A 13011-nucleotide genomic window follows, 5' to 3' on the forward strand; every position below is an offset into this window, starting at 1 on the left:
CGGAGCCCGGGAGGGTGAATTACCCGGTTTGTATACAATTGCAATCATGCTTGGCGCGAGGAAAGATGCAGGAACCGCAAGCGCGCGCCCGCGTTGTTAGGGCTCCTCGTCATCTGCATCATTGGCCGGGCCGACCGCGCGGGCAAAGGTGTGGAAGGCGCGGCGCAGGTGGCTGCCCATCACCGCGCGCGCCCAGTCACCGTCGCGCGCGGCGAAAGCGGCGACCAGTTCGTCGTGATCGCGGGCCGACTGGCGCAGGTCATCTTGCGAATAGGTGCGCGCCGTGCGCAGCACCACCGGCGCCTCGACCAGCCGCGCCAGCAGCTGCCCCAGCCGCGGCGAGTGCGCTGCATCGATGATCGCCTCGTGGAAGGCGCGGTTGGCCTCGAGGAAGCGCGCGACATCGGGCGGGCTCTGCTCGACCGCGGCGGTGAGCTCGCGGTTGAGTGCCTCGAGCGCGGCGATCTGCTCGCGGGAGAGGCGCTTGGCCGCGCGCTCGGCGGCGTGGCATTCGAGCATCTGGCGCAGCACGAACATCTCCTCGATGTCGTCGCGGCTCCAGTCGGCGACGAACAGGCGGTTGGTGTCCGAGCGCACTAGCAGCAGCTCGTCCTCGAGCCGCCGTACCGCTTCACGAACTGGCGTGCGGCTCACGCCGGTGATCTGCGCGAGCTGGTCTTCGGTAAGCTGTTCGCCGGCCGCCACCGACCCGCTCAGCACGTGCGCGCGGATCGCGGCATAGGCGCGTTCGGAGGCGCGGCTCATGGGTGCAGGGCCTTGGCGGCGGGCTGGAAACGGCGTTTGTCCATGGATGTCCTTGTGAGGTTTGGGCCTCGCCGCTGCAAGGGTGTGAGGTGACAAAAACACACCTAGACGGCCCTCAACGCAACATTTGTGTAAAGTGCTTGACGAGCGCGTTTTGTATACAATAACCAAGCAGCCCTAGGCAACTGGGGAGTGCCGTGAAGCGCATCAAGGTCATCGTGCCGATTGCCATGGACGAAGCGGGCGTCGCCAACCGGGCGCAGCAGCTTCCGGCCGATTTCGTTCGCCCCGGCTTCGCGCCCACCTTCGAGGCGGTGCGCTGGGGCGCGGCGCTGGGCGATTCCTACCACGACACGCTGCTGATGGACTGGACCGTGTTCCAGGCGGGCGTGACGGCGGGGGAGGAAGGCTACGCTGGAGTCCTCATCGACACGGTCAGCGATAGTGGCCTGCGCCCCTTGCGCTCGGCGCTCTCCATCCCCGTCGTCGGCCCGGGCGAGGCGAGCTTTGCCGCAGCGCAGATGCTCGGCAAGAAGTTCAGCGTCATCACCATGTGGCCGCAGTGGTTCCCGCTCTACGAGAAGGTGCTGACCGATCACGGCTGGGGCCATCGCTGCGCCTCGGTGCGCTCGATCGACACCCGGCCCGACGTCACCGAACTGCTCGAGGGCAAGGAGGAGGTCGTTTTCGCCAAGCTCAAGGCCGAGGCGATGAAGGCGATCGAAGAGGACGGTGCGGACGTGATCGTTCTGGGCTCGACCACGATGCACCAGTCCGCCGCATACCTTCAGAGCGAGCTGCCCGTGCCGGTGCTCAACCCCGGGCAGGTCGCCTACAAGCAATTGGAAACGCTGATCGAACTGGGCCTCACCCACTCGAAGAAGGCCTTCCCCGCACCCGAAGTGCCCAAGCACGCCGATATCCGAAAGGGCTGGTACTGATGACCGAATGGACTGAAGGTGGGCCGGGCCAGAGCCCGCTGCCCTATCCCTTCTATATCGACATCGTCACCAAGCGTTACTTCGACGGCGTCGACAACAAGGTGATGGACCAGGTGCTCGACTGCTTCACGCCCGACGCGGTCCTGACCGAAGTCACCAGCAACACCGTCCATCAGGGGCGCGAGGCGATCCGCGCCATGTTCGTCAAGCTCTTCGCCGATTTCGAGAGCATCTGGCACGGCAATTTCGTCCACACCGCCGACCCCGCAACCAACGCGGTCTGCTCGCAGTTCACCGTGCTGATCACCCCCAACGGGGGCGAGGAGCTGCGCTACGAGAACTGCAACCGCTTCTACCTCAAGGACCGGCTGTTCCACCGCGTCTATGTCTACATGTCGGGTGACAACCTGCTGAAAGAAGGGGACGTCTGATGCAGTACGAACCCACCCTTGCCCGCGCCGATCTGATCGACTTTGCGCTGAACAAGTATTTCGCCCGGGTCGATGCCAAGGACCTGGAAGCTGCGCTCGATTGCTTCCACAATACCGCGCTGTTCTGCGTCCAGACCGCCTTCACCCGCCACTCCGGCAAGGCGGAAATCCGGCGGATGTTCGAGGATTTCTTCGCGGCCTACGAAATTATCATCCACCGCGATTTCACCTGCACGGTGGACGAGGCGAACGGGCGCATCACCGCCTGCTTCACCGCCGAGCTGCACGACCACGATGGCAATGTGACGCTGCTCAACAACACCAATTTCTGGCGCCTGCGCCCCGGCGCGCAAGGCCCGAAGTTCCAGGAAGTCTATGTCTACATGAGCGGGGCCAATCCGCTCGTCTGATCCCCTCGTTCCTCTCGATCCTCTCAGGAGAGCCGCCTTATGAATATCCGTCTCGTTCTTGCCTCCGGCGCGGCTCTCGGCGCCATTGCCTTGTCCGCGCCCGCCATGGCGCAGGACGCGCCCGATACGGCGCCGGCCGCCGAAGAAGAGGAGGGCGCGATCATCGTCACTGCGCGCCGCCAGTCGGAAACGCTCGCCGATGTGCCCGCATCGGTCACGGTGCTCACCGCCGAGACGCTCGCCAAATCGGGCGTGCAGCGCGCGGATGACTTCGTCCAGCTAACGCCGGGCGTCACCATCGTCACCGGCACCGCCGAAGCGGGCGACACCCAGATCAACATCCGCGGCATCAACGGCGCGCGCGACGCGGAAAGCTCGGTCGCGCTGGTGGTCGACGGCATCCTCAAGACCAACACCGCGCAATTGAACCAGAACCAGGGCACGCTGCGGCAGGTCGAAATCCTGAAAGGCCCGCAGGGCGCTCTCTACGGCCGCAACGCGGCCGCCGGCGCGATCGTGCTCCAGACCCTGAAGCCCGGCGACACGCTGGAGGGCGGGGTGCTGGTGCGCGCGGCCGAGGACAACACCTACCTTGCCAACGGCTACATCGCGACCCCCGTGGGCGAAAGCGCGGGGCTGGTGGTCTCGGGCAACTATTCCACCACCGACGGCTTCTTCCGCAACCGCTTCCTCGGCAATTCCAAGACCATCGACGACCAGACCGTGTGGGGCATCGACGGGCGCTTCGTCGCCGAGGTCGGCCCCGACACCGAGATCGACGTGAAGGCGCGTTATGCCGACCTCACCGGCGCCTCGATCGCCTTCAACGCCGCCTTCCACCTGCCCAATTTCGCCGCGGTCGATCCGGCGTTCTTCGAGGACGTCAACGAGCACCCCTTCGGCTTCTACCCCAATATCCGCCCGACCAACGACCAGACCACCTTCGAGGCTTCGGCCAAGATCGAGCACAAGTTCGAGGCCGCGACGCTCACCGCCTGGGTGCTCTACAGCGATGTCGAGCAATCTCTCACCGCCGACGGCACCTCGGCCGATTTCGCGCGCTTCACCTTCCCGGGCGCGACCCCGGCCTCGGTCGCGGCGGCCAATGCCTGCGCGGCGTCGACCCTCGCGCTGGCAGGCTATCCGCTCAACGCGCCGACCTTCATCGGCACCAGCCCGATCCCCTTCATCTTCAACCCCGCCACCGGATCGACCTTCGGGCCCTATAGCCCGACGACCTGCGACGGCACACAGTTCCAGATCCGCAACCAGGAAGACATCAGCGGCGAAATCCGCCTCGCCTCAAACGGGGACGGTCCGGTCAACTGGCAGGTGGGCGCCTACTATCTCCACATCGACCGCGAGGTGGGGGTGAGCCTCGGCGCGGATCTCGGGCAGGGGATCATCCGCCAGCTTTACAACGCGCCGGGTTCCAGCAACCCGACCACACAGCTCTACAACGATGCCTTCAAGACCGATGTCTACGCAGTCTTCGCCTCGGTCGACGGCGATATCACCGATCGCCTCAACGTGAGCGTGGCGGGCCGCTACGACATCGAGGACCGCTCGGTGGCGAGCCTCGTGCCGGCGGTGCGCGATCCCTTCACCGGCGGCCCGATCAACCCGGGTCAGGCGGTGGTGGGCGGCGTGGTCCAGCCGATCGGGCCGCAGTCGGAAACCTTCCGCCAGTTCCAGCCCAAGATCTCGCTGCGCTACGCGCTCACCGACGACGTCAACCTCTACGGCAACTGGGGCATCGGCTTCAAATCGGGGGGCTTCAACAACCAGGGCTCGGCCGCGATCGTCAATTCGGCCTTCAACCAGTTCATCGGCACCAATGTGCAGATCAACGACCAGTACCGCAAGGAAACCTCGAGCGCGTTCGAGGCCGGGATCAAGGGCAAGGCGCTCGATGGCCTCGTGACCTTCGACCTCGCGGGCTACTACACCAAGATCGACGACATGCAGTTCTTCGAGTTCTTCGTGGGCGCCTTCGGCCTCCTGCGCGTGGTCTCGAACATCGACGAGGTAGAGGTCTACGGGGGCGAGCTCAACCTGACGGTCGAGCCGGTCCGGGGCTGGACGCTGTACGGGTCCGCCAACGTCACCGAGAGCGAGATCAAGGCCAACGCCTCGCGCCCCGTCACGGTCGGCAACAAATCGCCCTACACCGCTGATTACACCATCAACCTCGGCACCCAGGTCGATCTGCCGGTGACGGACAGCATCGATTTCATCACCCGCGCCGATTACCGCATCACCGGGCCGACGTGGTTCCACACGCTGCAGGACGATACCAACCCGACACTGTTCAGCGGGCTGCTGCCGGGCTCGGCGCTCCAGCTGCCGGCGGTGGTGGGCAATGCAGACTATTCGATCTCGCGGCGCGACACCTTCGGCGTGATGGACCTGCGCGTGGGCGTGGAGGGGGCGAACTGGTCGGTCACCGCCTATGCCGAGAACCTGTTCAACGAGAAGTACCTGAACGAGGTCATCACCGCGGTCGAATTCGGCGGCTCGTTCATCTCGCCGGGCGGGCGCCAGCGCTTCGGGGTGGAGCTGGGTTACAAGTTCTGATCCTCGGGCCTCCGCAAGCGGAGACGCAAGGACAGAAGAACGGGAAAGCGCGCGGGGTTCTGCGACCCGCCCCGCGCGCTTTCTTGTATCATTTGGCTGCAGGCGGGCTCCACCACGAGAGCGTCTGGTTGTCATGCGCCGAGGTCCACACGCCCTTGCTTGTCCAGCGCAGCGCGCCGCTGCCCACGCTCGGTCCCATGCGGGCGCGGATCTTGAGCGTCTCGGCGTCGATCACCACCATCGTCTGATCCTCGGTGGTGCGCAGCCACACCGCGCCCGCGCCGGTGTCGATATCGCCCCACTTCAGCTTCGGCCCGATCTTGGCGCGACCGAGCACTTCGAGCTTCGCGGGATCGACCTTGGCGACCGTGCCGTCGCCCTGTTCCTGCACCCACACCGCGCCTTCGCCTGCCGCAAGGAAGCCCGGGGTGTTGCCCATGGTGACCTTGCCGGTGACGGTGTTGGTGGCAGGATCGATCCGCTCGAGCGAGGCGCCCTCGCTCGACACCGCCCAGACGGCGTCGAAGCCGAAGGTGAGATACCATGTCTGAGCCGTCACCGGGATGGTCGCGATCACTGCGTTGGTCGCGGGGTCGATCCGCGCGACCTTGCCTGCGGGGTCGGACGGCACCCACACCGAGCCTGCGCCGGAGACCACATTGGTCTCCCCCTTGGGATTGCCGAGGCCGGTCGCGATCTTCGCTTCGACCTCAGCCGTGGCGAGATTGATGCGGTAGACATCGCCGTCCTTGCAATTGGCGACCCACAGTGATCCCGCCGCCGTGGTCATCGCGCCGCAGGGGCGCGGCACGGGGGTCGAGGCGGCGAGGCCCGCAGGCGTCCACTTCTCGACCCGCCCGTCATTGGTGACCCACACCGCCTCGCCGTCGATCGCCATGAAATCGGCAAACCCGGGGACCTTCATCGCGTTCTCGGCCAAGTCCGGCACGGGGCCGACGGCATCGTTCGGCGGGGGGCCTTCCTCGGCGCAGGCAGTGGCAGCAAGGCTCGCGGCGAGCAGCGCGGCGAGCGGGCGGGCGGCGTCTTTTGTCATGACTGTTCGGCCTCCATGCGAGGGCAGGGGAGGGAGAGGAGCGCGCCCGACAGGAGGGCACAATTCCTGCCATCGTGGAACCAATCTCCCCCATATTACGTTTCCAATCAATCGTAATAATTCATGGTGGACAAATGCCCCGGCAAGGCGGATGTTCGCAGACGCAACATAGGGGACGAATCATGCTCCACCACCTCTCCCGGGCAGCCCGCTTCCTCCTCCTCGGCCTCGCCGCGCTGCTGGTGACAGCATGTTCGGGCGGGGAGGAAGAGGCGCCTGCGCCCAAGACCGAATTCGCCATCGGCTGGTCGATCTATGCCGGGTGGATGCCCTGGCCCTATGCCGAGCAGGCCGGGATCGTGAAGAAGTGGGGCGACAAGTACGGCATCACGATCAAGTTCGTGCAGGTGAACGACTATATCGAGAGCGTGAACCAGTACACCGCAGGCAAACTGGACGGGGTGACGGTCGCCAACATGGACGCCCTCACCATCCCTGCCGCGGGCGGGAAGGACACCAGCGCGATCATCCTCGGCGACTATTCCAACGGCAATGACGCGGTGCTTTTGAAGGGCGCGGACAATGTCGCCGGGATCAAGGGTCGGCAGGTGTATCTCGCCGAGCTTTCGGTCTCGCACTACCTGCTCGCCCGCGCGCTCGAGATGAGCGGGCTGAAGCTGACCGACGTGAAGACGGTCAACACATCCGACGCCGACATCGCGGCCGCCTTCGCCTCGCCGGAAGTCAACGCGGCAGTCGCGTGGAACCCGCAGGTCACCACCATGAAGGGCGTCGCGGGCACCAAGGCGGTGTTCACCAGCGCCGATATTCCGGGCGAGATCCTCGATCTGATGGTGGTCGATACCGCCACGCTCAAGGCCAACCCCAACCTCGGCAAGGCGCTCGCCGGGATCTGGTACGAGACCATGGCGCTGATGGCGAAGCAGGATGCGGAAGGCGCGGCGGCGCGCGCGGCGATGGCCAAGCTTGCGGGCACCACGCCGGAGGCCTTCGAGGGCCAGCTGGCGACCACCTTCCTCTACACCGATCCCAAGGCGGCGGTCGCGGCGATGCAATCGGGCGACCTCCTCACCACCATGACTCGCGTGCGCGACTTCTCCTTCGCGCAAGGCCTGTTCGGGCAGGGCGCGGCCTCGGCGGACGCGGTGGGGATGGAGTTCCCGGGCGGCAAGACGCTGGGCGACGCATCGGCGATCACCTTGCGGTTCGACGACACCTTCATGAAGCTCGCCGCAGACGGGAAACTCTAGGCCGATGCGCTGGGTAACGGCACAGCCGACCCGCCGGGGCGCGCTGCTGCTGGGCGCCGCCCCGCTGCTGGTGCTCGCGCTGGGCTATGTTGTCGCGGCCGCCGCGCGCCACGCCGACAACCCCGCCGACAAGATCCTCCCGCTGCCCGGCGCGATGGCGGCGGCGATGGCGGGTCTGCTGTTCGAGGCGGATCGGCTTTCGGGCCAATACCTGTTCTGGGCCGACACGCTCGCGAGCCTGTGGCGGCTGGGCGCGGGGCTGGGGATTGCCACCGCCTCTGCGCTGCTGGTCGGCCTTGCGCTGGGCGCGCTGCCGCCTGTCAGAAGCACCCTCGGCCCCCTCGTCACCGGCATCGCGGTAATCCCGCCGATCGCGCTCCTCCCCATCCTGTTCATCACCTTCGGCCTCGGCGAGACGGCCAAGGTGGCGCTGATCGTCATCGGCGTCGCGCCCTTCATGATCCGCGACGTCGCCGGACACATCGGCGCCCTCCCGCGCGAGCAGGTGGTCAAGGCGCTGACGCTCGGCGCCAACTCCTGGGGCGTGATCCTGCGCGTCGCACTGCCGCAGGCGCTGCCCCGCCTGTTCGAGGCGCTGCGGCTTTCCCTCGGCCCGGCATGGGTGTTCCTGATCTCGGCCGAAGCGATCGCGGCCGATGTCGGCCTCGGCTACCGCATCTTCCTCGTGCGCCGCTATCTCGCGATGGACGTCATCATCCCCTATGTCGCGTGGATCGCCTTGCTGGCGGTGGTGATGGACGTGAGCCTCACCTTCGCCAGCCGCCGCCTGTTCGGCTGGGCCCATCCGGGGGCGCGCTGAGCCATGCTGTCGCTGAAGAACGTCTGGGTCGAATATGGCGAGAAAGTGGTGCTCGAACGCATCTCGCTCGAGATTGCCGAAAAGAGCTTCGTCTCGATCATCGGGCCATCGGGGGCGGGCAAGAGCAGCCTTTTGCGCGTGATCCTCGGACAGGAAAAGCCGACGCGGGGGAGCATCACCTTGGACGGCGCGCCGCTCCCCACTGAGTGCGGGCCGGACCGCGGAGTGGTGTTCCAGCGCTATTCGGTCTTCCCGCATCTGACGGTGCTGGGCAACACCCTGCTCGGGCTCGAATTCGCCGCCTCGCCCTTCACCGCACGCCTGTTCGGGGCCGCGCGCCGGGCGGCGGTCGCCGAGGCCGAGGCGATGCTCGAACAGGTCGGGCTGGTCGACAGCCGCCACCTCTACCCCGCGCAGATGTCGGGCGGGATGCAGCAGCGCCTCGCCATCGCCCAGGCCCTCATCAAGCGGCCGCGCATCCTGCTGCTGGACGAGCCCTTCGGCGCGCTCGACCCGGGCATCCGGGGCGACATGCACGCGCTCATCACCCGCCTGTGGCGCGAGCACGGGCTCACCATCATCATGGTCACCCACGACATCAAGGAGGCCTTCGGGCTCGGCACGCGGGTGCTCACCCTGGACAAGCGCCGCCACGATCCGCACGCGCCGCAGCGCTACGGGGCAGGGGTGGTCTACGACCTCGAACTGACCCGCAAGCAGGCCGCCGCCGCTCCGCTGCCCGAGGCGGTGGAAGAGGTCGGTATTACGATTGACACGATAGGTAATAATTGAGATGCCGGTCACATGAGCTCCCCCGAACCCACCAGGCCCGAGACGGCAGGATTGGCACGCCTCTCCATGAGCCTGCCGGCGAACCTGTTCCGCCAGCTCGACATGATGGTGGAAGAGCGCGGGCTGCCCTCGCGCTCGCAGCTGATCGCCGAGCTGATCCGCCACGCGCTCGCCGAGCACGAGGCGCTGACCCGGCCGGACGAGACGCTCGCGGGGACGGTGACCATCGTCTATCAGGGCGGGGGCGGACGGGTGCGCCAGCAGCTGGCGGAAACGCAGGTCGAGTACCTCAAGGAGGTGATCTCCTCGCAGCACGTGTTCCTCGAGGAAGACCAGTCCCTGGAGGTGCTGCTGGTGCAGGGGCCGGCGGTGCGGCTGAAGCAGCTGTGCGACGCCTTGCGGGCGATCCGCGGCGTGCAGCAATTGCAGCTGGTGACCACCACCGCGCTGCTCCCGCCGCTCCACGAACAGGACGCTCCGCCCGGCGCCCTTTCTTCTCGGGAGGCCGCCGAATGAGCGCCACCGCCGATCCCAAGGCCGCCCGCGAACACGCCCGCGCCCAAGGCGGCACGCGGGTCGAGACCATGCCGATCCTGCCCCCGGTCGCGAGCGACTTGCCTGACGGCATCGCCGCCGCCGACCTCGTGTGGGAGGAGACCGTCGCCCCCGGCGGCTACACCTCGCGGCGGCTGGCGCGCGGCACGCGGCTGCGGCTGATCGACAAGGCGGGCGATGCCTGCGCCAGCCTCAACATCTTCAACGCCGAAATGCCGACCGAGCGGCTGAATGTCGCCGATACGGTCAAGGTCCAGTGGAACGCCTATCTCGGCGAGGGCAAGCTGCTGCTCTCCGACATGGGCCGGGTGCTGGTGAGCATTCTGGAGGACGGCGCGGGGACGCATGACACCTTCTGCGGTGTCTCAAATGCGGCCGGTAACTTACGGAAATACGGGGAGGGCCGCAATTCGGGCGCCTATCCCAACGGGCGCGACCGGCTGATCCTCGGCGCGGCCAAGCATGGCCTCACGCGCCGCGATGTCCATCCGGCGGTGAACCTGTTCAAGGGCACGCGGATCGAGGCCGGTGGCAGCATCACGCCCGTCGTCGGGCCTTTCGAACACGGGCGCACGGTGCTGCTGCGCGCCGAGATGGAGGTGATCCTGGTGATCGCCAACTGCCCCCATGTGCTCGACCCGCGCCCCCAATATGCTTCGACCCCGCTGGGCGTCACCGCGTGGCGCGGGCCTATCGCCACAGACGAAGACCCTGTGCGCAATGCCACGCCAGAAGGGCAACGCGCCTACCTCAACACCGAGGATTACTACCGCCGCTAACCTCATCCACCGGAACAGCAAAAGCATGACCGCAGACCCGGCCCTCTCCGGCCTCACCGGCACCATCCTCCACGACGAGGTCGTCCCCGCGCGCGCGCCGTGGCTGCACCACGTGAAGCAGGGCGAGGTGCTGCGGATAGTCGATCTGGAAGGCAACCAGGCGGTCGATTTCCTGATCTATTCCGCCGCCGACGATGCCGAGCGCTATTCGGCGCAGGATACGGTCGCGGCGCAAGGCAACCTGTTCCTGCGCACCGGCAGCGTGCTGCTCTCGAACGAGGGCAATGCGCTGATGACCATCGTCGATTCCGCGGTCGAATATCACGATACGATCGGGGGCGCCTGTTCGTGCGAAAGCAACACCTTGCGCTACGGACATCACACGAGGCATCAACACGCCTGCGTCGACAATTTTCTCGAGGCCAACCTCACGCAAGGGCGCGGGAAGCGCGATATTGTCAGCAATATCAACTTCTTCATGAACGTTCCTGTCGAGGATGACGGCACCCTCGGCATCGTCGACGGGATTTCGGCGCCCGGCCTCACGGTCGACCTCAGGGCCGAGATGGACGTGATCGTCGTCGTCTCCAATTGCCCGCAGATCAACAACCCCTGCAACGGCTTCAACCCGACGCCGGTGCGCATGATTGTCGCGGCGGGATGACGTTCGACACCGTCCTCATCGCCAACCGGGGCGCGATCGCGACGCGGATCATCCGCACGGCGAAGCGCATGGGGCTCAGGACGGTGGCGGTCTACTCGGACGCCGACGCGGGCTCGCTCCATGTCAGTGCAGCGGACGCGGCGTTGTGCATCGGGCCGGGGCCGGCGGCGCTCTCCTATCTCAATGTCGAGGCGATCCTTGCGGCGGCGAAGGCAACGGGGGCGGGCGCGATCCACCCCGGCTACGGCTTTCTCGCGGAGAATGCCGAGTTCGCGGAAAGCTGCGCGGCGGCGGGCATCGCCTTCATCGGGCCGACGCCTCAGAACATCCGCACCTTCGGTCTCAAGCACTCCGCCCGCGCGCTGGCCGAGGCGCACGGGCTCCCGCTCGCCCCGGGCACCGGGCTGCTCACCGGCGCGGACGAGGCGGCGGAAGCAGCGTCGCGGATCGGCTATCCCGTCATCCTCAAGGCCACCGCAGGCGGCGGCGGCATCGGCATGCGCATCTGCGAGAGCGAGGCGCAGGTGCGCGAGGGTCTTGCCGCGGTGATGCGCCAGGGCGAGGCGAGTTTTGGCGATGCGGGCGTCTTCCTCGAACGCTATGTCCCCCGCGCGCGCCATCTCGAAGTGCAGATTTTTGGTGATGGCAAGGGTAGGGTGATGGCGCTGGGCGAGCGCGACTGCTCGCTGCAACGCCGCAACCAGAAGGTGGTGGAAGAGGCCCCCGCGCCCTGCCTTTCCGATGCCAAACGCGCCGAGCTGATCGCCGCCGCTGTGCGCCTCGGGGAGGCGGCGGGGTATCTCTCCGCAGGCACGGTCGAATTCCTCTACGATGCGGCGCGCGAGGACTTCTTCTTCCTCGAGATGAACACCCGCCTCCAGGTCGAACACGGCGTCACCGAGGAGGTGACCGGGATCGACCTTGTCGAGTGGATGATCCGCGGCGCGGCGGGCGATTTCGCGATGCTGGACGCCCCCGCGCCCGCAACGCGCGGCCATAGTGTACAGGTCAGGCTCTACGCCGAAGACCCGGCGCAGGACTACCGGCCGACCACCGGCACGCTCACCAATGTCGCCTTCCCCGAGGACATTCGCGCCGAGACCTGGGTGATGGCCGGCAGCGAGGTCAGCGCCTTTTACGATCCGATGCTGGCGAAGCTGATCACGAAGGGCGCGACCCGCGAAGAGGCGATCGCGAATATGCAGGCCGCGCTCGATGCCTCCCGCGTCGACGGAATCGAAACCAATCTCAGGTGGCTGCGCGCGGTGGTACGGCACGCGGGTTTCACCTCCGGCAATGTCTCCACCCGGCTGCTCGAAGGCGTTGCCCACCAGCGTCGCGCGATCCGGGTGATCGGCGGGGGGACGGCAACTTCGGTGCAGGACTGGCCCGGACGCCTCGGGCTGTGGAACGTGGGCGTGCCGCCGAGCGGGCCGATGGACGACCTTTCCTTCCGCCTTGGCAACCGCATCCTCGGCAACCCCGAGGGCATGGCGGGCCTCGAAGTCACGGCGAGCGGCCCGACGCTGTTGTTCGAGGCCGGGGCGACGATCTGCCTCACCGGCGCGGATTTCGGGGCGACCATCGACGGCCAGCCTGCCCCGCGCGGAGAGCCGCTCCGGGTCGCCGCCGGCCAGACCCTCGCGATGGGGCGCGCCAGCGGCGGGGGGATGCGCGGCTATATCCTGGTCGCCGGCGGACTCGATGTGGTGCCCTATCTCGGCAGCGCGAGCACCTTCACGCTCGGCCAGTTCGGCGGCCCCGCCGCGCGCGCGCTGGTGGCGGGGGATGTGCTGCATCTGGGTGAGGGGGCGGTGGGCGAACCTACCTCCGCGTCGCTCCCGGCGCTCACCCGCGAATGGCAAATCCGCGTCCTCTACGGCCCGCACGGCGCGCCCGACTTCTTCACCCCCGCCGACATCGCCACCTTCCTCGAAGCCGAGTGGCAGGGG

13 protein-coding genes are annotated in these 13011 nt (G+C 67.1%); 11 read left to right on the forward strand and 2 right to left on the reverse strand.

Going from position 1 to position 13011, the window contains the following annotated elements; all coding sequences use genetic code 11:
* Nucleotides 1-96 precede the first annotated feature (96 nt).
* Nucleotides 97-765 (reverse strand): GntR family transcriptional regulator, encoded by a 669-nt coding sequence (locus tag AX708_RS08825; RefSeq protein ID WP_066532955.1) that lies wholly within the window; start codon nucleotides 763-765, stop codon nucleotides 97-99.
* A gap of 197 nt (nucleotides 766-962) precedes the next feature.
* On the opposite strand from AX708_RS08825, the gene AX708_RS08830 reads away from it, so the two are divergent.
* Genes AX708_RS08830 through AX708_RS08845 form a run of 4 tightly spaced genes read left to right on the forward strand, consistent with a single transcriptional unit; the run spans nucleotide 963 to nucleotide 5124 of the window.
* Complete coding sequence (locus AX708_RS08830; protein WP_082745726.1) at nucleotides 963-1706, forward strand: aspartate/glutamate racemase family protein; 744 nt, start codon at nucleotides 963-965, stop codon at nucleotides 1704-1706.
* Nucleotides 1706-2137: a nuclear transport factor 2 family protein gene (locus tag AX708_RS08835; protein WP_066532954.1), complete on the forward strand. Its 432-nt coding sequence runs from the start codon at nucleotides 1706-1708 to the stop codon at nucleotides 2135-2137. Before AX708_RS08830 ends, AX708_RS08835 begins: the two co-directional genes overlap by 1 nt.
* Nucleotides 2137-2547 (forward strand): nuclear transport factor 2 family protein, encoded by a 411-nt coding sequence (locus AX708_RS08840; protein WP_066532952.1) that lies wholly within the window; start codon nucleotides 2137-2139, stop codon nucleotides 2545-2547. Before AX708_RS08835 ends, AX708_RS08840 begins: the two co-directional genes overlap by 1 nt.
* 39 nt (nucleotides 2548-2586) lie before the next feature.
* Nucleotides 2587-5124, forward strand: coding sequence for a TonB-dependent receptor (locus AX708_RS08845; RefSeq protein ID WP_066532951.1), 2538 nt, complete (start codon nucleotides 2587-2589; stop codon nucleotides 5122-5124).
* An 88-nt stretch (nucleotides 5125-5212) separates the two neighbouring features.
* Here the strand turns inward: AX708_RS08845 and AX708_RS08850 are convergent, their stop codons facing one another.
* On the reverse strand, nucleotides 5213-6178 hold the full coding sequence (locus AX708_RS08850) for a hypothetical protein (RefSeq protein WP_066532950.1): 966 nt from the start codon (nucleotides 6176-6178) through the stop codon (nucleotides 5213-5215).
* Between the two features lie 182 nt (nucleotides 6179-6360).
* Between AX708_RS08850 and AX708_RS08855 the strand changes: the two genes are divergently transcribed.
* From AX708_RS08855 to AX708_RS08885, 7 genes are all read left to right on the forward strand, one after another.
* Complete coding sequence (locus tag AX708_RS08855; RefSeq protein ID WP_066532945.1) at nucleotides 6361-7449, forward strand: putative urea ABC transporter substrate-binding protein; 1089 nt, start codon at nucleotides 6361-6363, stop codon at nucleotides 7447-7449.
* Between the two features lie 4 nt (nucleotides 7450-7453).
* Nucleotides 7454-8269, forward strand: a complete 816-nt coding sequence (locus AX708_RS08860; protein ID WP_066532944.1) for an ABC transporter permease — start codon at nucleotides 7454-7456, stop codon at nucleotides 8267-8269.
* A gap of 3 nt (nucleotides 8270-8272) precedes the next feature.
* Nucleotides 8273-9061 carry an ATP-binding cassette domain-containing protein gene (locus tag AX708_RS08865; protein WP_066532943.1) on the forward strand — a complete coding sequence of 263 codons (789 nt, stop codon included), beginning with the start codon at nucleotides 8273-8275 and terminating at the stop codon, nucleotides 9059-9061.
* Nucleotides 9062-9073: 12 nt separating this feature from the next.
* Nucleotides 9074-9577 carry a CopG family ribbon-helix-helix protein gene (locus AX708_RS08870; RefSeq protein WP_197426287.1) on the forward strand — a complete coding sequence of 168 codons (504 nt, stop codon included), beginning with the start codon at nucleotides 9074-9076 and terminating at the stop codon, nucleotides 9575-9577.
* Nucleotides 9574-10395: an urea amidolyase associated protein UAAP1 gene (locus AX708_RS08875; RefSeq protein WP_066532934.1), complete on the forward strand. Its 822-nt coding sequence runs from the start codon at nucleotides 9574-9576 to the stop codon at nucleotides 10393-10395. Before AX708_RS08870 ends, AX708_RS08875 begins: the two co-directional genes overlap by 4 nt.
* 25 nt (nucleotides 10396-10420) lie before the next feature.
* Nucleotides 10421-11059 (forward strand): urea amidolyase associated protein UAAP2, encoded by a 639-nt coding sequence (locus AX708_RS08880; protein WP_066532932.1) that lies wholly within the window; start codon nucleotides 10421-10423, stop codon nucleotides 11057-11059.
* Nucleotides 11056-13011, forward strand: a 1956-nt coding sequence (locus tag AX708_RS08885) for a biotin carboxylase N-terminal domain-containing protein (RefSeq protein WP_156454557.1), incomplete at its 3' end; no start/stop codon positions are given. The genes AX708_RS08880 and AX708_RS08885, both read left to right, overlap by 4 nt.

The organism is Erythrobacter sp. CCH5-A1 (assembly GCF_001557115.1).
GTDB lineage: Bacteria > Pseudomonadota > Alphaproteobacteria > Sphingomonadales > Sphingomonadaceae > Erythrobacter.

Coding starts and splice junctions, on each gene's coding strand:
- AX708_RS08825 (WP_066532955.1), bottom strand. CDS start 765: ATGAGCCGCGCCTCCGAACGCGCCTATGCCGCGATCCGCGCGCACGTG.
- AX708_RS08835 (WP_066532954.1), top strand. CDS start 1,706: ATGACCGAATGGACTGAAGGTGGGCCGGGCCAGAGCCCGCTGCCCTAT.
- AX708_RS08840 (WP_066532952.1), top strand. CDS start 2,137: ATGCAGTACGAACCCACCCTTGCCCGCGCCGATCTGATCGACTTTGCG.
- AX708_RS08845 (WP_066532951.1), top strand. CDS start 2,587: ATGAATATCCGTCTCGTTCTTGCCTCCGGCGCGGCTCTCGGCGCCATT.
- AX708_RS08850 (WP_066532950.1), bottom strand. CDS start 6,178: ATGACAAAAGACGCCGCCCGCCCGCTCGCCGCGCTGCTCGCCGCGAGC.
- AX708_RS08855 (WP_066532945.1), top strand. CDS start 6,361: ATGCTCCACCACCTCTCCCGGGCAGCCCGCTTCCTCCTCCTCGGCCTC.
- AX708_RS08860 (WP_066532944.1), top strand. CDS start 7,454: ATGCGCTGGGTAACGGCACAGCCGACCCGCCGGGGCGCGCTGCTGCTG.
- AX708_RS08865 (WP_066532943.1), top strand. CDS start 8,273: ATGCTGTCGCTGAAGAACGTCTGGGTCGAATATGGCGAGAAAGTGGTG.
- AX708_RS08870 (WP_197426287.1), top strand. CDS start 9,074: ATGAGCTCCCCCGAACCCACCAGGCCCGAGACGGCAGGATTGGCACGC.
- AX708_RS08875 (WP_066532934.1), top strand. CDS start 9,574: ATGAGCGCCACCGCCGATCCCAAGGCCGCCCGCGAACACGCCCGCGCC.
- AX708_RS08880 (WP_066532932.1), top strand. CDS start 10,421: ATGACCGCAGACCCGGCCCTCTCCGGCCTCACCGGCACCATCCTCCAC.